This is a genomic window from Streptomyces sp. NPDC054847 (assembly GCF_053610925.1).
Map to the genome: position 1 here is coordinate 1 of NZ_JBSGZJ010000084.1, position 19947 is coordinate 19947.

The window sequence follows — 19947 nt, forward strand, 5'->3', positions numbered from 1 at the left end:
TTCCTCATCCGGTCCTGATCCTCATGAAGGTCACGGAATGGGCCGGGAAGGTGTACGAGAAGGTGCTGCCGACGCCGTCGAAGGTCGAGGACCGCGGCCGGACCGGCGTTTCGTCGGCGGTGTTCTGCGCGGCCGGGTCGGCCGCCAGGGTGGTGACCCGGGCGGTCGGCGCCACGTGGGTCCCCGCACCGAGGTCGATCGCCGTCCGGGCCGGTGATGCCTGGGCGTTGACGACCTTGACGATGAGCTCGCCGGTGGACGCGTCACGGGTGACGACCTGACGGAAGGGCTCGGCGACCTTGTCGTCGGTGAACCCGCCCCACTTCCGGCCGTCGACATAGAGCGTCACCTGCCGTCCGCGCACCTCGACATGGAGGTCGTAGGTCCGGCCGGTCTCGACGGTCGTGGCGTTCTCCGTCATGGTCTGCTTGGCCCCGCCGACGGTCTTCTCCACAGCGGAGCGGGTGTTGTTCCAGCCGCCCAGGTTCCACCAGTAGTGGTTGCCGGTGTCCTTGACGCCGAAGGCGACCAGGAAGCCCTCCCTGCCGGACTTCTTGGTGGCCTTCACCCTGAGGTCGTAGTTCTGCCAGGCCGTATCACCGGCGGTGACGAGGGTGTTCTCCGCCGTCTCGTCGCTCTGGACGTACGCGCCGTCCTGGACGGCCCAGGACCCGGTGCCGGCGGCCTTCGTCCACCGGTCGTCGCCGCCCGAGAAGTCGTCGGACAGCAGGGTCGTGCCGTCGGAGGCGGTGACCCGGACGTCGTCGTAGGCGGCGCTGGTCGCCCATGTCGACAGGCCGACGGCGCCGGTGATGGGCCCGGAGGTGGTCGGCGTGGCGGAAGCGGTGGAGGGGACGACCTCGTCCCCCACATTGGTCATGAAGAGCTTCTGCGTCTCGTAGTTGGCCGATCCCCAGGACCTCGCGTTGTCGAACCAGATCATGTCCGGCTGCCACTGCACGTAGTCCTTGTTCGCCAGCAGCGGCGCGTACGAGGCGAGTTTCACGATGTCGGCGTTGCGTTCCAGGCCGGTCATGAAGGCCGCTTCCGCGAGGGCGTTGCCGAACGTGTTGCCCTGCGAGGCGTACTCGCCGAGGAAGACCTCGGGGCCGCTCCGGTCGTAGCCGTCGTAGCGCTCGTTGTTCTCGAGGAACCACTGGGGGCTGTTGTAGTAGTGCTCGTCGACCATGTCCACACCGGACTCGCGGCTGAGCCGCCAGGCTTCGTCGAAGGTCGTCCCCGCGTCGTCGGGGCCGGAGTTGGCGATCACCGTGATCTCGGGGTGGGCGGCCTCGATCGCCTCGCGGAACTGCTGGAAGCGGGCGAAGAACTCCTTGGGCAGGTTCTCCTCGTTGCCCACGCCGATATGGGTGAGGCGGAACGGCTCCGGGTGCCCCATGTCCGCGCGCCTGCCGCCCCACTCCGAGCTCACCGGCCCGTTGGCGAACTCGATGAGGTCCAGGGTGTCCTGGATGTGCCGGCGCAGCAGGGCGGGGTCATCGGTGGCCCGGTTCTGACCGCACCCGGCGACCAGGGCGGGGACCACGGGCAGCGGCATCGCGCCGATGTCCTCGGCGAACTGGAAGTACTCGTAATAGCCGAGGCCGTAGCTTTGGTTGTAGCCCCAGAAGTTGGCGTTGGTGGCCCGCTCCTCGACCGGGCCGACGGTGTCCTTCCACTGGTACGAGCGGCGGCGTTCCCAGCCGGACGCCTCGTCGTACCCCTCATGGCTGCCGGTGTTGACCAGACAGCCGCCGGGGAAACGGAGGAAGCCCGGGCGGAGGGCCTCGATCTTCTCGGCGAGGTCCTTGCGCAGACCGTTCTCGCGGCCCTTGTAGGTGTCCCGGGGAAAGAGGGAGACCATGTCGAGCGCGGCCGGCCGCGCGGCGGCGACGGTGAGGCGGCCGGTGGTGGTGGTGCGGCGTGCGGTGAACGTCGCCGTGTACTCGGCCCAGCCTCCGCGGGCGACGACCCGGCGGCCTTCGGCGAGTTCGCCCCCGGCGTCGCGCAGGGTGACGGTCAGTGGCGCCGCCCTGCCCGCACGGGCCCAGACGGAGAAGTCGTACCGCTTCCCCTTCTCCACCGCGATGCCGGTGTTGTAGCCGGCGTTCGTGACCGAGGCGCCGGCGTCCATCGAAAGGTAGGTGCGGTTGCGGTCGTTCAGGCGCCCGTCGTCCTCTGCGGCTCTCGCGCCGCCGGAGACGGCCCACGAGGTCAGTGGCGTGTAGGCGGCGTTGTCCGCGGGCCGGTACTCGAAGGAGCGGTTCTGCACGAGTTCGGCGTAGAGCCCGCCGTCGGCGGCGCGGTTGATGTCCTCGTAGAAGACTCCGTACATCGTGTCGTCGATCTTCGCGCCCGTACCGGCGGTGTCGACGGAGATCGTGTAGTCGGCGGGTTCGGCCGCCGCGCCGGGTCCTGCGCCGAGCGTCCCGGCGAGCAGGGCTCCGAGGGTGAGCCCGAGCCGCCATCGTCTGCGTGCCATACGCACATCCTCAAAATCGTTCGATATATCGGACAGCGATCAGAACTTCGAACGGCACCCTAGGAACCGCAACGATGGCCGTCAACGCTTTGCGCACAACCCGGCACGGTTGGTCGACCATTGTTCGTAATGCCGAACAAAATGAGGCCCCAGCGACGACCCGTCGAACCGGGGCACGCTCCCGGCCCTACAGGTGGAACGGGGCTTGTCGCGCGCGCGGCGGCGATCATAGGGTGGCCCGGTCTGCAAGCGCTTTCTACGCATTCTCGCGCGAGGAGTTCCTCTTCATGACACGTCCCCGCGGCCGTCTGCGTGCCGCCGTCGTCGGCACCGGAGCCATCGCCCACGGCAGCCATCTCCCCGCTCTGGCCGACCATGCCGATGAGGTGGAACTGGTCGCCGCCGTCGACGTGAACACGGCTCAGCTCGACGCCTTCCGCGCCGCCGCCGGGGACGGGGTCGACGGCTTCACCCGTCTCGACGAGATGCTCACCACCGCCCGCCCGGACCTGGTGCTGCTCGGCTCTCCGCCCGCCTTCCACCGCGACCAGACCGTCGAGGCCCTGCGGGCGGGCGCTTGGGTGCTGTGCGAGAAGCCGATGTGCCTGTCGCTCGCCGAGTACGACGCCATCGCGGCGGCCGAGGGCCCCGACGGCTCCCCCGGGCCCTACGCGTCCGTGATCTTCCAGCACCGCTACGGCTCCGGCGCCGCGCACGCCCGCGAACTGCTCGCCACCGGACGGCTGGGCACGCCGCTCGTCGCGCACTGCCAGACGACCTGGTACCGCGACGGCGCCTACTACGCCGTCCCCTGGCGGGGCCGCTGGTCCACGGAGGGTGGCGGCCCCGCCATGGGACACGGCATCCACCAGATGGACCTGCTGCTGCATCTGCTCGGCGACTGGACCGAGATACGGGCGATGGCGGGCCGGCTCGTGCACACCGTCGAGAGCGAGGATGTCTCGACGGCGCTCGTCCGCTTCGCGAACGGCACGATGGCCACCGTCGTCAACAGCGTCGTGTCACCGCAGGAGGTCAGCCGGATCCGCATCGACTGCTCCGACGCCACTGTCGAACTCACCCATCTGTACGGCCACTCCAACGACGACTGGGTCTACACGCCCGCGCCGCACGCGGCCGCCGACGAGCGCCGCGTCGAGGCATGGCGGACGCCCGCCGCCGATCGGCCCAGCTCGCACTCCGCGCAGCTGGACGGCGTCCTCGCTGCGATGCGTGCCGGGACCCGCCCTCCGGGCAGCGGCCCCGACGCGCGGCGGACGCTGGAGTTCGTCGCCGCGCTCTACAAGGCTGCCTTCACCGGCATGCCCGTCCGGGCCGGTGAGATCACGGCCGACGATCCGTACTACACCGCCATGCACGGCGGGCACCCCGCCTGGGCCCCCGCGGACACGGCCGGGGGACAGCGATGAGCGCACCGGTCACCGTGACCCACACGCACGGCGAGAAGGTGGTCGTCTCGCACGGCGGTGTGGAGCTGATGACGTAGTCCCGACCCGGAGCCCTTCGAGTCCCGCAAGCCGTACGTGCACCCGCTGCGGACGCTCTCGGGCCGGCTGATGACCGGGTACCGGCCGAACGACCACCGCTGGCACAAGGGTCTGCAGATGACCGCGAGCCATCTGTCGGGGCAGAACTTCTGGGGCGGCAACTCCTACGTCCACAGCCAGGGTTATCTGGCGCTGCCGGACCGCATCGGGTGGATGCGGCACGACGGCTTCGACGCGCTCCGCGTGGCCGAGGACCGGCTGACGATGCGGGAGCGGCTCACCTGGATCGAGAACGGCGGAGCGGAATGGGCGCGGGAGCGGCGGACGCTCACCGTGCACTCCGTCGAACCGGCGGACGGTTCCTGGGCGCTCGACTGGTCCATCCACCTCACCAACACCCGCTCGGAACCTCTGCGGTTCGGCTCACCGACGACCGCCGGGCGGCAGGCCGCCGGTTACACCGGGCTGCACTGGCGCGGGCCCCGCGACCTCGCCGGCGGGGACGTGGTGGGCCCTGACGGGCACGGCGGCGCGGGAGAGGCGGGGGCCGCGGACATGATGGGCCGTGCGGCGCCCTGGCTCGCGTTCACCGGCGAGCACGACGGCGTCGACGCGCACAGCACCCTGGTCTTCGCCCACGCCCCCGAGAACGCGGCCGCCGGCCCGTCCCACTGGTTCGTACGGTCGGAGCCGACCCCGTCGGTCGCCTTCTCCTGGGCCTTCTTCGAGGAGTTCGCGCTCCCGCCGGGGGCCGCCTTCTCGTACCGCTACCGGATCGTGGTGGCCGACGGCGCCCTGGACCGCAGGCGGATCGAGTCCCACCTGCGGTCCTGGTGACGGGGCGGCGTCTCACGGCATCCGGTCGCCGACCAGCGCCAGGTTCTCGATGGCCGCGAGCCCGTACAGCGCGGTGTCGTTGGTGTAGACCCAGTTGGCCTCGCTGCCCGGCACCAGCGTGACGGGCCCGCCCACCTCTTCCGTGGCCCACGGCGCCGATTCCCGGTAGCCGTCGCTGTTGTAGAACTTCTCCCACGCTCGGCGCGCAAGCTTCTCGTCACCGGTCTGCACCGCCGCGTACGCGTCCAGCCTGGAGTGGCCCTGGAAGAGGATCAGCGAGCCGAAGTGAGAGCCGTAGCGCGCCGCCTGTTCGGCCTTGGTGGCGTTGAAGTAGTGGCAGTAGTCGAGATACGCCTCGCGGAATGCCGGCATGTCGACCAGATCGATCAGCTCCGCGCAGAGTTCGTTCAGACCGAAGACGGCGGACAGGTGCGAGACGCCGACCTTGGCCTCCTTCTCGACGGCGAAGCGGCCGGTGTCGAGGTCGTACAGGCCGCTGCCCTGGACGAATCCGTTGGGCTGGGCGGCGATCGTCTCCATCGTGGACAGGATCCTGGCCTTCGCCTTCGCCGCCTTGGGTCCGCCTCGCTCCCACTCGGTGAGCCAGGCGGAGACCAGGCCGCTCCAGTCGGTGCCGAAGCCGATGGACAGGGCGTGGCGGTCGGGCGTGTACGGCTCGGTGCGGATCTTCCGGATCGGGTCGAGCACCAGGAAGGTCTCGTCGGAGTCCACGTTGGCGTGCATGAGGTCGCCGGTGCGTTCGTCGGCGGTGAGGAAGTAGTAGAAGCGCCGGTAGGTGGTGTTGGCGATGCGCTGCTGCTTGGCGCTGTCGGCGTAGTGCTGGACGCCGTGCCGGGTGCCGAGGCCGGCCCACTTGCCGAGGTGGTAGACGTCGACCTCACCGGTGTGACGGGTCATGGCCTCGGCGAAGCGGAAGATGTCGGCGCGGCCGGAGCGGAGGTAGGCGTACCAGAGCCACAGGTCGGGAGAGAGTTCGGAGTTGTCCCACGCGTAGCCGCCGACGTCGTACCGCCACTGGTGCCGGGCCGGGTCGTAGCTGTGCATGATGTCCCCGTAGTCCCAGAAGCCGTACCAGCGCCGCATGTCCACCTGGTCGCGGTAGTACGTGAACAGGAAGTCGAGGTGGTCCTCGATCCTGGCCTTGGCGGGGGTGGAGCGGTCGGGCTCGGAGAAGAGGCCGCCGAAGACCTTGGCCGCGACCATGTGGGCGGGCGGGGCGGCGAGCTGGGGCGGGGTGCGGACGGCGGACGTCTCCTTGGCCAGGGTGCCCGCCTCCGGCGTCGAGTCGTGGGCCCAGAAGAGGAGTTCGCTGGTGCGGGCGATGCCGTACGGCGTGCCGAAACCGGGCTCGTAGTCCTCGTACGTGATGTTCAGGCCCTCGAGCTGCTCGGCGTAGGTGTCCTGGCCGAGGCCGTCGTGGTAGAAGCGCAGGTCCATGGGCTGCGCCTCGGGCGACCAGAGCCAGAGGGTGACCTCGGCGCTGTCGGTGTGCGCGTCGCGGATGTCGAGACCGGCGGGGTGCTTCTCCCAGAAGTCGCGGAGCCCGAAGGACAGCCCGCCGCTCACGCCGCCGACATAGCCGAACCCGGACGCCCGGCGTCCGCCGCCGGCCGCGATCCACCCGTGCCCCTTCTTGGTGCGCTTGCGCAGCGTGAACCCGTCGGCGGAGAGCTGGCTGAGGGTGTAGTCGCCCCACTCGGGGATCAGGTGCAGACGGCTGGTGACCCGCTGGTCCCAGGTGGCCGGATCGGGAAGCCTGCGTCCCTCGAACTGCGCCGCCTGGACGGCCGCTCCCGGGTCGCGGCGCAGTCCGGTGATCCCCTTGACGGCCTCCCGGAGCAGTCCGGTGCCGTCGCCCCCGATCCGGATGTGCCGGTCGTACGAGGGGTCCCGCATCGGCACGGTGAAGCGGACGCCGAGGCCGCGGATGAAGTCGCCGTCGGCCCGGCCGGGCTCCTGGGTGCCGTCGTAGGTGATGGTGTGCACCATGCGGAACGACTCGGCGCCGGCATAGAAGTAGAGACGGACGGAGAACGGCAGCCAGCTCCGGTTGCCCCGGCGGTGTTTGCCGTCGATGCGGACGACCGCCCGTACGGGGCCGTCCTGTTCGACCTCGGTCTCGTGGATGGCGCTCTCGAAGCGTTCGTACGACTCCCGCCCCTGGTCGCCGTCCTCGATCTCACCCTGGCGGAGCAGCACGAGGCGCCCGTTCCTGGCGATCTCGGTGGTGCCGCGGGTCACGGACCTGACGAGGGACGATCCGCTGGTGCCGAGGCGGGCGGTGATGACGCCCGTGTCGACGTCGACCGTGCCCGCCTTGGTGGTGACCGTGATCCGCCGGGCGGGTGCGGCGGGCTCCCCCGCGGTGAGCGTGAAGCTCTCCGCCGTCGTCTCCGGTCCGATGGCGTGGGCGGTCCACTTCAAGGAGCCGTCGGGCCACTGGGCGAGCGGCCACGACTGGACCGGCACCTGCTTGCCGTCGGCGGTGGCCAGCGAGAACGTCTGGCCTTCGGAGTAGGCGCCCTTCGGCCACGGCACGCCGAGGGTGGTGCCGGGGGCGGCCCCGAGCCCGTCGTCCTCCAGCCACTTCAGCGTCACCGGTTCGGGACCGGCGGCCGCCGGGCGGGGCGCCGCCTGGGCGGTCGCGCTGCCGAGTGCCCGGCTGAACTGGGCGGCCGCGCCTGCGGCTGCCGCCGCCGAGAGCAGGGACCTGCGGGAGATCGGAGACATGACGATTCCTTCTGTGAGACCTGGGCGGTAAGGACGGGAACCTGGAGCAGGGCAGAGCAGAAGTGCGTGGTGGCGCGGGGCACGGAAGCCGACGCGCGCATGCGCGGAAGCGCACGGGCGCGACGGTCCGGGCGTACGGGTTGGCTGTGGGGCGGGCGTGCGGGTTCGCTGTGGGCGGGCGGGCGGCCTTGCGGGCGGTGCAGGGTGAGGACTTGCGGGCTTGCGGCGGTGCAGGCATGCGGACTTGCGCAGGTACGGACGTGCGGACGTGCGCCTTACGCAGGTGCAGGCGCCGGCCCGTCAGCGGGCGGCGTACCGTGCTTCGACGGCCACCGCCGCGGCCGCGACCGCGCCGGTCACCGGGACCGCCAGCGGGACCACGACCCACGCGGTCCCCGCCACGACCGCGAACCCGCCCACGAGCAGCAGCGATCCGGCCGGGTCGCGCAGGGTGCGCCGGGCGGCCTCGCGCAGCAGCGTGGGCCAGGACGCGCCGGGCTCCCATGCCGCTGCCGCCCGGAGCACCGCGACCCCGGCCCCGAGGGCGGCGAGGACCGCGATCGTCCCCACGAACGGTCCGCCCGGCAGCCCGGCGCGTACGGCGGCGAGGTTGAGCCAGAGGAGCCAGAGGACCACCGCGCCGGACAGACCGACGAGCCAGCCGCCGCGCACCGCGGCACGGAAGTCACCGGCGAAGTGCCGCCCGCCCGTCGCCTCGTGCCGCAGATGGCGCCGCAGATGGCGGACGCCGGCGGCGAAGGCCGCCGGGGCCGTCACCAGCGGCAGGGCGGCGAGGATCATCCACACGCCGGTGAGCAGGCATTCGGCGAAGACGCCGAAGCCGGTGGAGAGCCGGGACTCCTGCCGCGTCAGGGAGCGTGCTGCCACGGCCGGTCAGCCCTTCAGGCCCGAGGTCGCCATGCCGTCGATCAGGTAGCGCTGGAAGGCGAGGAAGAACGCCAGCACGGGCAGCAGCGCGACGAGCGACATGGCGATCATGCCGCCGTAGTCGGCGACGGCGTCCTGGTCGATGAACATCTTCAGCCCGAGCGAGACCGTGTACTTCTCCGGCTCGTTCAGATAGATCAGCGGGCCCATGAAGTCGTTCCACGCGTTGATGAAGGTGAAGATGGCGCTGGTGATCAGGGCGGGCCGGCACAGCGGCAGCACGATCGACCAGTAGATGCGCAGATGCCCGCAGCCGTCCAGCCGGGCGGCCTCGTCCAGCTCCCTCGGCAGGTTCCGCATGAACTGGAGCATGAGGAACACGAAGAAGGCGTCGGTGGCGAGGTACTTGCCGAGCAGCAGCGGCACATAGGTGTTGATCAGTTCCAGCTTCTGGAACAGCACGTACTGCGGGATCAGGATCACGTGGTACGGCAGCAGCAGCGTGCCGATCATCAGCGCGAACATCAGGTTCCGCCCGGGGAACCTGATCTTGGCGAAGGCGTAGGCGGCCAGCGAGCACGACAGCAGTACGCCGGCCACCGAACCGAGCGCCAGGAACGTGGAGTTGACGAAGAAGGTGGTGACGGGGATGTCGGCGATACCGTCGGTCAGCCGCCGGTAGTTCTCGACGATGGGCTCGGTCGGGAACAGGTCCAGGCTGCCGATGATGTCGTCGCTGGGCTTCAGCGAGCCGCCGACGACCCAGACCACCGGGTAGAGGACCACGGCGAGCAGCGCCAGGGCCCCGAGGTGCCAGAGCAGCGAGCCGCTGCCGCGGCGCGCGCGGGTGGTGAGTGTGCCGCTCATCGGGCCGCCTCCTCGTAGTGCACCCAGCGGCGCTGGGACCAGAACAGCACCGCGGTGACCAGGCCGACGGCGATCAGCAGCATCCAGGCCATGGCGGACGCGAAGCCCATCCGGCTGTTCTCGAAGCCTTGTTGGTACAGGTAGCAGGTGTAGACGAGCGTGGCGTCCGCGGGTCCGCAGCTGCCGTTGCTCATGATGTAGGCCGATCCGAAGATCTGGAACGAGTGGATGGTCTCCAGCAGGACGTTGAAGAACATCACCGGCGAGATCATCGGCAGGGTGATGTGCCAGAAGCGCCGCCACGGTCCCGCGCCGTCGACCTGGGCCGCCTCGTACAGCTCCTTGGGCACCTGCTTGAGCCCGGCCAGGAAGATGACCATCGGCGCGCCGAACTGCCAGACGGTGAGCGCCACCAGGCAGTAGAGGACCCAGGCAGGGTCACCGATCCAGCCGCCGACGTCCATTCCGAGGAACGTCTGGGCCCGGTCCACCACCGCGTTGTCGGAGAACAGGGCGCGCCACACGATGGCGACGGACACACTGGCGCCGACGAGCGAGGGGGCGTAGAAGGCTGCCCGGTAGAAGGCCTGTCCGCGCCGGCTCTGCGCCAGCAGCAGCGCGACGCCGAGGGCGAGGAGAAGCTTCAGCGGGGTCCCGATGAGGACGTACTTGGCGGTGACCTCGACGGATGTGCGCCAGCGCGGGTCGGCGAACATCTCGGAGAAGTTGCCGAGGCCGATCCACTTCGGGGAGTCGAAGAGGTTGTAGTCGGTGAACGCGAAGTAGAGGGAGGCGACCATCGGTCCCGCGGTGAGCAGCAGGAAGCCGGCGATCCAGGGCGACATGAACAGGTAGCCGATCAGGCCGTCCTTGCGTCCGCGGCGGCGGACGGGCGAGGGCGTCGTACCGGCGGCAGGGGCCTTGTCCGCCACCTGCCGCACGGATTCCTCGAGCTGGGTCATGGGCGGCGTTCCCATCAGGAGCCGAGCGCCGTCTTCGCCTCGGTGAAGAACTGCTTCGCGGAGTCCTCGACGGGGGCCTTGCCGAGCGCCATGTCGGCGGCGATCCGCAGGAACGCGGCCTCGACGACGTCCGCGCCGGCGGGGTGGGGGGTGATGGTCTCGAGCGTGCCGGCGGCTGCTATCTGCTGCTCGTACGCGGCGATCTTCTTGCTGACCGGGTCGGTGGGTTCGAACGCCTCGTACTGCTCGTTGGTGGAGAGCACTCCGCGGTCGTATCCCATGATCCTGCCGACCTCCGGGTCGTGGACCATGAAGTCGATGAAGGTCGCCACCTCGGCGGGGTGCTTGGTGCGGGCGCTGCCGCTGAGCATCAGCGAACCGAGGTACTGGCCGGTCTTCTTGCCGTCGCCGGTGGGGATCGGGGCGATGGCGTACGAGCTCTTGCCCTCGGCGGAGTAGCGCGCCGTGAAGTTGTCCCAGGTGAACTCGCCGCCGGCGAGCCCGGCCGCGAGGGCGGACTTGGGCTTGATCTGCTCGACCTTCTTCTGGTCCGCGTACAGCCCCGTCCTGACGCGCTTCATCGACTCGGTCCAGTACGGGACGAGGTCGCTCTCGGTGAATCCGAGGCCCTTCTCGGTGAAGAAGGCCTTGCCGTTCTGGCGGAGGATCAGGTCGTAGAGGTACATGACGCCGAAGGGGCCCGAGTCGCCGGCGACGCCGGCCTTGTCGTGGATCTTGATGAGCGCGTCGTCCCAGTCGTTCCACGTCCAGCCGGGTGCCGGGGTGACGCCCGCCTTCTCGAAGACCCGCTCGTCGATGATCAGGCCCATGGAGTTGGAGCCGACCGGTACGCCGAGCAGCCTGCCGTCCACCTCGCCGAACTTCTCGAGGCCGGCCCGGAAGTCGCGGAGGTCCAGGTTGCCCTTCTTCGCCTGTGCGTGGAGGTCGAGCAGGACCCGCTTGGCGTCGTACTTCCGCAGGAAGCCGATGGCGTTCTGGAAGACGTCCGGCGGATTGCCTCCCGCCGCCTGGGTGTTGAACTTCTTCCAGAAGTCGCCGTACTGCTGGAAGTCCGTCTTGACCTTGATCTTCGGGTGCTTCTTCTCGAAGAGGGCGACGGTCTGGTTTATCTTCTTCGCCCGGTCGTCCGCGCCCCACCAGGCATAGCGGATGGTGACGGGCCCGCCGGACGAGCCGCTGCCGGCGCCGCAGCCGGCGGCGGTCAGCCCGGCACCGGCCAGGGTCGCGCCGGCCGCCTTGAGGAAGCTCCGCCTCTCCACATGCCTGGACATACGCATGATGCACCCTCTCGCCAATGAATAACCGATGGTGAATGAATCGTTTCAGGAAAGCGCTTGCCACGAAATGTAGGGGTGGCGGCGAACCGCGTCAACGGTTTGGACGGCCGCGAATCGCCCCACGATTTGTTCGAGATGACGAACGACATGCGACAGCCCGGACGGCAGACCGTAATCGAGCCGATCGCGGTACACCAGCCCAGGCCGCCCTTCGTTCGACTAGTCGAACGAAGCACAAAACTTCGGACAGTTGGCCGGAGCCTCTTGCAGAACCCGTGCCCGACGACGGAGGGTGAGATCCCCCGTCACCCTTCCCCGGCCGCCGCCTTCGCGCCCGTCCGGGACCGAGTGCTGCCCCAGGAGAGCGATGTCCCCCCTCGTACGTCGACGATGTCCGGCCCGGCAGCGGGCCGCTCCCGCCACGCGCCCGGTACGCCACCTCTGACGCGGCATCCCTCTCGCTGAACGGAAGTTGGCGCTTCCGGCTGTCCGCGACCGCCGACGCCGAGGACGACTCCTTCGCCGTGCCCGGCCATGACACCTCGGGCTGGGACGAGGTGCGCGTGCCCGGCCACTGGGTGCTCCAGGGCCACGGCGCGCCCGTCTACACCAACCACCTCTACCCCTTCCCCGTCGACCCGCCGCGCGTGCCGACCGAGAACCCGACCGGAGACCACCTGCGCTTCTTCGAGCTGCCGGAGGACTGGGGCACCGGCGGCGACGCCCTGCTCCGCTTCGACGGCGTGGAGTCCTGCGCCCGCGTCTGGCTGAACGGCCACGAGCTGGGCGAGTTCAAGGGCAGCCGGCTGCCGCACGAGTTCGCGGTCGGGCATCTGCTGCGCCCCGAAGGGAACGTGCTCGCGGTCCGTGTCCACCAGTGGTCGTCCGGGTCGTACCTCGAGGACCAGGACCAGTGGTGGCTGCCCGGCATCTTCCGGGACGTGACCCTCCTGCACCGGCCGGCCGGCTGCGCGGGGGACTTCTTCGTGCACGCCTCCTACGACCACGACCGCGCCGAGGGCACCCTGCGGGTCGACTCCGACACGGCCGGCCGGGTCACCGTGCCGGAGCTGGGCATCGACGTCGCGACCGGCGAGCCGGTCACCGTGCCGGTGCGGCCCTGGACGGCGGAGACGCCCCGCCTCTACGACGGGACACTGGCTCTCGCGGGCGAACGGGTACCGCTGCGCATCGGCTTCCGCACGGTCGCCGTCGAGGACGGTGTCATCAAGGTCAACGGCGAGCGGATCCTGTTCCGCGGGGTCAACCGGCACGAGTTCCACCCCGACACCGGGCGCGCCCTCGACGCCGCGACCATGCGCCGGGACGCCGAGCTGATGAAGCTGCACAACATCAACGCCGTCCGCACCTCGCACTATCCCCCGCATCCCGGCTTCCTGGACCTCTGCGACGAGTTGGGTCTGTGGGTGATCGACGAGTGCGATCTGGAGACTCACGGCTTCGTCGAGCAGGACTGGCACGACAACCCCGTCGACGACGACCGCTGGACACCGGCCCTCCTCGACCGTGCCGCGCGGATGGTCGAGCGGGACAAGAACCACCCGTCCGTGATCATCTGGTCGCTCGGCAACGAGGCGGGCACCGGACGCGGTCTCACCGCGATGGCCGAGTGGATCCGCGCCCGCGACCCCGAGCGGCTCATCCACTACGAGGGCGACCCCGGCTGCCGCGACACGGACATGTACTCGCGGATGTACCCGCCCCACGACGAGGTGGACAGGATCGGCCGCGGTCTCGACGGCGGCCCGGCCGGGCGCCGCGAACTCCCGTTCATCCTCTGCGAGTACGGGCACGCCATGGGCAACGGTCCGGGCGGCCTCGCCGACTACCAGCGGCTCTTCGAGGCTCACCCGCGCAACCAGGGCGGCTTCATCTGGGAGTGGATCGACCACGGCCTGACCGACGCACGGTACGGCTTCGCCTACGGCGGCGACTTCGGCGAGGAGCTCCACGACGGGAACTTCGTCTGCGACGGCCTGCTGTTCCCGGACCGCACCCCCTCCCCCGGCCTGATCGAGTACAAGAAGGTCATCGAGCCGGTCCGGATCGAGCCCGGCCCGGCAGCCGGCGACGGCACGGCCACCGTCCGCGTCACCAACCTCCACGACTTCTCCGACCTCTCCCACCTCGCCTTCGAATGGTCCTTCCAGAGCGACGGAGAGACGGTGGCGCACGGCCCCCTGACCGTCCCGCCGACGGCGCCCGGCACATGGGCAGAGGTCCGGCTGCCCGAACCGCCGGTGACAGGGCCGGAGGCGGAGAGCCTTTGGACGGTACGGGCGCTGCTGGCCGCGGACACCCCGTGGGGCCGCAGGGGCCACGAGGTCGCCTGGGGGCAGCTGGAGGCCGGCCGGCCGGTCCTCGCGGAGGTCCCGTGCGGTGACCGCCCGGGGCGCGGCCGGAGCGTCGTCACCCTCGGTCCTGCCTCCTTCGACGCCCGCACCGGCGAGCTGCGGACCATCGGCCGGGTCGCCGTGGCCGGCGCGAGGCTGAACGTGTGGCGCGCGCCGACGGACAACGACAACGGCGCGCCCTGGCAGCCGGACCCGCGCAGCGGACCGCTGTGGCGCGCCCTCGGCCTGCACCGCATGCGGCACCGCCTGGACGCGGTCGAGGTGACGGACGACGCGCTGACGGTGCGCACCCGGGTCGCGCCGGCCGGCCGCGACGTGGGCCTGCTCACGAACTACCGGTGGACGTCCGACGGTGTCCGGCTGCGCCTGACGGTGTCCGTGGTCCCGCAGGGGCACTGGCAGCTCCCGCTGCCCCGTCTCGGGATCCGTCTCGGACTTCCGGCGTCGTACGCGGACGTCCGCTGGTACGGCGGCGGGCCGGGCGAGGCGTACCCGGACAGCAGGGCAGCCGCCCGGCTCGGCCTCTGGGAGAGCTATGTCGACGCGATGCAGACCCCGTATGTCCGTCCGCAGGAGAACGGCGCGCGGGCCGATGTGCGCTGGGCCGAACTCGCCTCCCCGGAAGCGGGGCTGCGGATCGACGGCGACCCGGCGTTCTGGCTGACCGCCCGCCGCTGGACGACCGAGCAACTCGACGCGGCCGAGCACCTGACGGACCTCGTTCCCTCGGGTGAGACGGTGTGGGTGGAGCTCGACCACCGGCAGCACGGCCTCGGCAGCCAGTCGTGCGGCCCCGGCGTGCTGCCCGAGTACCGACTGCACGCTCAGCCGGCCGAGTTCTCGTTCGTGTTCACACCGCTCGACGGTCCCTGATCTGCGTGGCCGTACGGGCCCCGGCCGGAGCCGGGGCGCGTACGGCGTCGGTCCCGCACAGCACGGTGTCAGCGGTGGGCCAGCCAGTTCGCGGCGGGCAGCAGCCTGTTGTCGTAGTCGAAGAGGGCCTGGTTCTCCCAGCCGTTGCCGGAGGCCGGATCGGCCGGGTCCCAGCCGTTGCCCGAGACGGCGGTCCAGGCGGGCTCCCAGTACACGACGCCCAGGCCGCGGCCGTTCGGCACGGCCTCGACCACGTTCATCACGTCGCGTATCCAGGCAGCCTGGCCGGCCGGGCTCGCCGGGTACCCGGGCACCAGTTCGCCCGGCAGGTCGATGATGTTCTCGTGGCTGTCCTTGCTGTCGAGCCGGAAGGGGTAGGCGGTCTCGACGACCATGACGGGCTTGGCGTACCGGGCGGAGACGTCGTCCAGGTTGGTCTGGAGATCGGAGAGCGCTCCATGCCAGTAGCCGTAGAAGGACACGGCGATGACGTCGAAGTTCACGCCCCGGGCGGTGGCGTTGTCGAACCACCAGCGGTACAGGCCGTTGTCGCCGCCGTGCGCGAGGTGCAGGGCGATCCGGGTGGAGGAGGAGACGGCCTTCGCAGCGTCGATGCCGGAGGTGAGCAGCCCGGCGGTCCGGTCCCAGTTCTCCGTGGAGCCTTCCGGCCAGAGTATGCCGGTGTTGATCTCGTTGCCGATCTGCACCATGTCGGCGGTGGTGCCCTGCGCCTTGAGGTCGTTCAGGACGTCGTAGGTGTGGTCGTGGACGTCCTTCTTGAGCTGGTCGTAGGAGTGCGAGGACCAGGCGGCGGGCTTCGTCTGGGCGCCCGGGTCGGCCCAGATGTCGGAGTAGTGGAAGTCGACCAGCAGTTTCATGCCCTGGGCCTTGATCCGCTTGGCGGTCTGCAGCACGCGGGCCTTGTTGTTGTAGCCGTCGGCCGGGTCCACCCAGACCTTGAGCCGGCCGTAGTTGGCCCCCGCCGACCTCAGGATGCCGAGCCCGTCACCCGTGGTTCCCGTGGCCGTGCGGTAGACGCCGCCGAGGTCCTCGCTCTTCTTCAGTGTGGAGACGTCGACGCCTTTGACGCTCAGCCCGGTCGAACCGGGGGTGAAGGTGAGATCGTCGATGTTGAGCCAGTTCCCCGCCCGGGCATCGGAGTTGACGCCGACGGTGCACTGCCCGCCGGTCACCCTGACGGAGGTGACGAGGCGTATCCACTTACCGTCGGGGGTGGGCGGCAGGTCGGTGCGCTGCTCCGGGGAGCCGCAGTTGCGCAGCGCAAGGTAGGCCGCGTTCTGGCCGCCGCTCGAACGCACCCAGGCGCTCAGCCTGTAGGTCCCGTCGGTGAGTCCGGACAGGTACTGGTACGTCTCCACCTTGTACGCGGAGGACGACCAGTGGCTGAGGCGGTTGCTGCCGCTGTGCCCGCCGGCCTCGGTGTAGGACGCGGCGTGCCGGCCGTCGGCGGAGTACGTGGACCAGCCGGAAGTGCCCGACTCGAAGCCGGGGTTGGTGAGCGTGGCCGCCGCGCTGACCGGTTGTCCGGGCAGTGCGGTGTTCAGCAGGGCGCCGAGCGCGGCGAGGGCGGCGCTTCTGAGCAGTCCGCGGAAGCGGTGTGGGGCCGTGTGCATCGTCGAGTCCCTTCGACGGTGATGGGCGGGGGTGGCGGTGCCATGCACCCGGGCGGCCGGCGTCCGGCGGCCGCGCCCGGGGGTCCTGGTGTCGTCAGGCGTCGAGCCGGACGACCTTGACGGCGCCTGCCGGGACGGTGAGGTGTCCGGCGGCGTGCTCGCCGCTGAGCAGTTCGATACCCGGGCGCTCGAGGGGCACCTTGGTGTCGTGCGGGGTGTGGTTCATGGCGAAGAGGTAGTCGCCGCCGTCACCGGAGCGGCGTACCACCTCGACGTCGCGGGGCAGTTCGGCGCAAGGCGCGATGCCGGCGTCCTCGCAGGCGCTCTCGAGGACCGCGTCCAGCGCGCGGGGGCCGAGGCGGGAGGAGACGTACCAGGCGGTGCCGCCGCCCAGGCGGTGACGGGTGACGGCGGGTCCGCCCGCGGCCGGTCCGTCGGCGTACGTCCACACCGTCTCGGCCCCGCGCGGCACCACGAACTCGGTCCACACGTCGCCGGTGACCGTGGTCCCCTGAGGCCCGGTGATCCGCACGCTCTCGCCCGCACGGAGCGGTGACCACTCCTCGACGGTCAGGCCGAGCACGTCGCGCAGCACACCCGGGTACGCGCCGGGGTGCACCGCGTCGTGCTCGTCGACGATGCCGGAGAAGTACGAGACGACGAGGGTGCCGCCGTTCTCGACGTAGGCCCGCAGATTGCGGCCGGCCTCCTCGGTGGCGAGATAGAGGGCGGGGACGACGACCAGCGGGTAGGCGGACAGGTCGGCATCGGGACGGGCGAAGTCGACGGTCAGGTGCCGGTCGTAGAGGGCTTCGTAGAAGCTGTCCGCGCGCTCTCGGGCGTCGTGGTCCTCGCTGGGCCGCCATTCGAGGCCCTGCGCCCACCAGGAGTGCCAGTCCCACACCATGCCGACGTCGGGGACGGTGCGGGTCCCCATCAGTTCGGCGAGTGAGCCGATGTCGGCCCCGAGCCGCACCACCTCGCGCCAGATCCGGGTGTCGGTCCCGGCGTGCGGCAGCATCGCGGAGTGGAACTTCTCGGCGCCCTTCCGGGACTGGCGCCACTGGAAGAACATGGCTCCCTCGGAGCCGCGGGCCACATGGGCGAGGGAGTTGCGCGCCATCTCGCCGGGGCGCTTGGCGGGGTTGCGCGGCTGCCAGCTGACGCCGCTGGTGGAGTGTTCGAGCAGCAGCCAGGGCGCGCCGCCGGCGACGGAGCGTGTGAGGTCGGCGGCCATCGCGAGGTTGACGTGCGTGCGGCGGCCGTCGGTCATCAGGTAGTGGTCGTTGGTGACGATGTCGACCTCGCGGCCCCAGGCCCAGTAGTCGATCGTGTCGCACTGGCTGAGCGCGGTCATGAAGTTGGTGGTGACGGGGACGCCGGGCGCGAGCCGGTGCAGGATGTCCCGTTCCATACGGAAGTTCTCGCGCATGGTGTCGTCGGCGAAGCGGCGGTGGTCGAGCTGCTGGGCGGGGTTGCCGACGGTCGGCGTCAGCCGCGGCGGGTCGATCTCGTCGAAGGACCGGTAACGCAGGCCCCAGAAGGCGGTTCCCCAGGCGTCGTTGACCGCCTCGACCGTTGTGTAGCGGGCCCGGAGCCAGCGGCGGAAGTGGGCGGCGCAGTTGTCGCAGTAGCAGGCGCTGACGGGCACGCCGTACTCGTTGTGGACGTGCCACATGGCGAGGGCGGGGTGTCCGGCGTACCGCCGGCCGAGTTCGGTGGTGATCCGCGCGGCGGCCTCGCGGTAGGCGGGGCTGCTGTGGCAGATCGCGGCGCGCGAGCCGAAGGCGTAGCGGACGCCCTCCCGGCTGACGGGCAGCGCCTCGGGATGGGCCCGGTAGAACCAGGCGGGCGGGGAGGCGGTGGGCGTGCCGAGGTCGGCGCGGACGCCGTTCTCGTGGAGCAGGTCGAGGACCCGGTCGAGCCAGCCGAAGTCGTAGGCACCGGGCTCGGGTTCGAGCAGTGCCCAGGAGAAGATCCCGACGCTCACCATGGTGACACCGGCCTCGCGCATCAGCCGGACGTCCTCGCGCCAGACGCTTTCCGGCCACTGCTCGGGGTTGTAGTCGCCACCGAACGCGAGCCGGTCCAGGCCCTTGGGAGTGGTCTCCGGCATGAATGTCTCCTGAAGCATCAAAATGTCGAACATCTGGGAACGTGCACACATCAGCTTCGATGCGATGATGCAACATAACCGCACAGGAACAACCATTGACAAGTGTCCGGGATGTTTCCCTACTGTGAACGCTCACAGATGCAGGGCAGGCTTCCCCACCGAGCGGGAGGCCCCTTCGGTCAGGGAGAAGCACCCATGTCCACCACGCTGCACCGCCGCCTCGCGGCCACCGCCACAGCCGTCGCCCTCGGGGCGACGGCGCTCACCGCCTGTGGTTCCCAGGACGGCGGCGACCAGGCGGATTCCGGACCGGTCTCGCTGACCTATTGGGCCTGGGCGCCCGGCATGGACAAGGTGGCGGCCATCTGGAACAAGAAGAACCCGGACATCAAGGTCACCGTCCAGAAGCAGGCCTCCGGCGACGACCTGGTCACCAAGATCATCACCGCCTCGAAGGCGAAGAAGGCCCCGGACCTCGTCCAGGCCGAGTACCAGGCGCTGCCGACCCTCGTCAGCAACGACGCCCTCGCCGACATCGCGGAAGAGGTCGGGGGCATCAAGGACGAGTTCGCCCCCGGCGTGTGGCAGCAGACCACGCTCGGCACGGACGCCGTGTACGCGGTGCCGCAGGACTCCGGGCCGATGATGTTCTACTACCGCGCCGACCTGTTCGAGGAGTACGGGCTGGAAGTTCCCGCCACCTGGGAGCAGTTCGCCGAGACCGCCCGCGCACTGAAGAAGAAGGCCCCTGACAAGGCGCTGACGACCTTCTCCTCCAACGACTCCGGCCTCTTCGCCGGTCTCGCCCAGCAGGCCGGCGCCAAATGGTGGACCGTCGAGGGCCAGAAGTGGAAGGTAGCCATCGACGACCCGGCGACGAAGAAGGTCGCCGACTTCTGGGGCGGTCTGGTCAAGGAGGGCGCCGTCGACAACCAGCCCATGTACACCCCCGCCTGGAACAAGGCGCTCAACACGGGCAAGCAGATCGCCTGGGTGAGCGCGGTCTGGGCGCCCGGCACACTGACCACGGCCGCCCCCGACACCAAGGGCAAGTGGAAGATGGCCCCGCTCCCCCAGTGGTACGACACCAAGAACGTCACCGGCAGCTGGGGCGGCTCTACCACCGCCGTCACCACGGACTCGCAGCACAAGGACGCCGCCGCGAAGTTCGCCACCTGGCTCAACACGGACCCGGAGGCGCTGGCCGCCCTGGTCAAGGAGGGCGGCGTCTACCCCGCCGCCACATCGGCCCAGACCAACGGAGCCCTGGTGGAGGCGCCGGACTTCTTCGCGAACCAGCCCGACTTCTACACCGACGCCGCCGAGATAGCGGCGACCGCGGCGCCCGCATACTGG

The 19947-nt window shown here is 70.3% G+C and carries 10 protein-coding genes and 2 pseudogenes; 4 read left to right on the plus strand and 8 right to left on the minus strand.

What is annotated here, in order from left to right:
* Positions 1-4 precede the first annotated feature (4 nt).
* Entirely contained in the window at positions 5-2482 is a 2478-nt protein-coding gene (locus ACWGH4_RS12260; RefSeq protein WP_453459074.1) for an alpha-L-arabinofuranosidase C-terminal domain-containing protein, read from the minus strand.
* Positions 2483-2769: 287 nt separating this feature from the next.
* Here ACWGH4_RS12260 and ACWGH4_RS12265 point away from each other — a divergent pair, with 287 nt between their 5' ends.
* On the plus strand, positions 2770-3912 hold the full coding sequence (locus tag ACWGH4_RS12265; RefSeq protein ID WP_453459076.1) for a Gfo/Idh/MocA family protein: 1143 nt from the start codon (positions 2770-2772) through the stop codon (positions 3910-3912).
* Positions 3909-4827, plus strand: a pseudogene (locus tag ACWGH4_RS12270) (DUF6807 domain-containing protein). The gene ACWGH4_RS12265 and the pseudogene ACWGH4_RS12270 overlap by 4 nt, the downstream one beginning before the upstream one ends.
* Before the next feature lie 12 nt (positions 4828-4839).
* Here ACWGH4_RS12270 and ACWGH4_RS12275 read toward each other — a convergent pair.
* From ACWGH4_RS12275 to ACWGH4_RS12295, 5 genes are all read right to left on the minus strand, one after another.
* A complete protein-coding gene (locus ACWGH4_RS12275) occupies positions 4840-7578 on the minus strand; it encodes an exo-rhamnogalacturonan lyase family protein (protein ID WP_453459078.1) in 2739 nt (912 codons plus the stop codon).
* A gap of 300 nt (positions 7579-7878) precedes the next feature.
* Positions 7879-8466: a hypothetical protein gene (locus ACWGH4_RS12280; RefSeq protein WP_453459081.1), complete on the minus strand. Its 588-nt coding sequence runs from the start codon at positions 8464-8466 to the stop codon at positions 7879-7881.
* 6 nt (positions 8467-8472) lie between these two features.
* Positions 8473-9333, minus strand: a complete 861-nt coding sequence (locus ACWGH4_RS12285; protein WP_453459083.1) for a carbohydrate ABC transporter permease — start codon at positions 9331-9333, stop codon at positions 8473-8475.
* Positions 9330-10295 carry a carbohydrate ABC transporter permease gene (locus tag ACWGH4_RS12290; protein WP_453459086.1) on the minus strand — a complete coding sequence of 322 codons (966 nt, stop codon included), beginning with the start codon at positions 10293-10295 and terminating at the stop codon, positions 9330-9332. Before ACWGH4_RS12290 ends, ACWGH4_RS12285 begins: the two co-directional genes overlap by 4 nt.
* 14 nt (positions 10296-10309) lie before the next feature.
* Entirely contained in the window at positions 10310-11593 is a 1284-nt protein-coding gene (locus ACWGH4_RS12295) for an ABC transporter substrate-binding protein (RefSeq protein ID WP_453459088.1), read from the minus strand.
* Between the two features lie 380 nt (positions 11594-11973).
* Between ACWGH4_RS12295 and ACWGH4_RS12300 the strand changes: the two are divergent.
* Positions 11974-14841: pseudogene (locus ACWGH4_RS12300) on the plus strand (glycoside hydrolase family 2 TIM barrel-domain containing protein); the annotation flags it as partial.
* 68 nt (positions 14842-14909) lie between these two features.
* Here the strand turns inward: ACWGH4_RS12300 and ACWGH4_RS12305 are convergent.
* Positions 14910-16475 carry a glycosyl hydrolase 53 family protein gene (locus tag ACWGH4_RS12305; protein ID WP_453459091.1) on the minus strand — a complete coding sequence of 522 codons (1566 nt, stop codon included), beginning with the start codon at positions 16473-16475 and terminating at the stop codon, positions 14910-14912.
* Between the two features lie 94 nt (positions 16476-16569).
* Positions 16570-18591 carry a beta-galactosidase gene (locus ACWGH4_RS12310; protein ID WP_453459094.1) on the minus strand — a complete coding sequence of 674 codons (2022 nt, stop codon included), beginning with the start codon at positions 18589-18591 and terminating at the stop codon, positions 16570-16572.
* Between the two features lie 195 nt (positions 18592-18786).
* On the opposite strand from ACWGH4_RS12310, the gene ACWGH4_RS12315 reads away from it, so the two are divergent.
* Positions 18787-19947: ABC transporter substrate-binding protein (locus tag ACWGH4_RS12315; RefSeq protein ID WP_453459097.1), on the plus strand; the 1161-nt coding region annotated here is incomplete at its 3' end.

Bases quoted from the DNA above. Each gene is read 5' to 3' on its own strand.
- ACWGH4_RS12285 (WP_453459083.1), bottom strand. From the start codon at position 9,333: ATGAGCGGCACACTCACCACCCGCGCGCGCCGCGGCAGCGGCTCGCTG.
- ACWGH4_RS12260 (WP_453459074.1), bottom strand. From the start codon at position 2,482: ATGGCACGCAGACGATGGCGGCTCGGGCTCACCCTCGGAGCCCTGCTC.
- ACWGH4_RS12305 (WP_453459091.1), bottom strand. From the start codon at position 16,475: ATGCACACGGCCCCACACCGCTTCCGCGGACTGCTCAGAAGCGCCGCC.
- ACWGH4_RS12310 (WP_453459094.1), bottom strand. From the start codon at position 18,591: ATGCCGGAGACCACTCCCAAGGGCCTGGACCGGCTCGCGTTCGGTGGC.
- ACWGH4_RS12265 (WP_453459076.1), top strand. From the start codon at position 2,770: ATGACACGTCCCCGCGGCCGTCTGCGTGCCGCCGTCGTCGGCACCGGA.
- ACWGH4_RS12295 (WP_453459088.1), bottom strand. From the start codon at position 11,593: ATGCGTATGTCCAGGCATGTGGAGAGGCGGAGCTTCCTCAAGGCGGCC.
- ACWGH4_RS12275 (WP_453459078.1), bottom strand. From the start codon at position 7,578: ATGTCTCCGATCTCCCGCAGGTCCCTGCTCTCGGCGGCGGCAGCCGCA.
- ACWGH4_RS12290 (WP_453459086.1), bottom strand. From the start codon at position 10,295: ATGACCCAGCTCGAGGAATCCGTGCGGCAGGTGGCGGACAAGGCCCCT.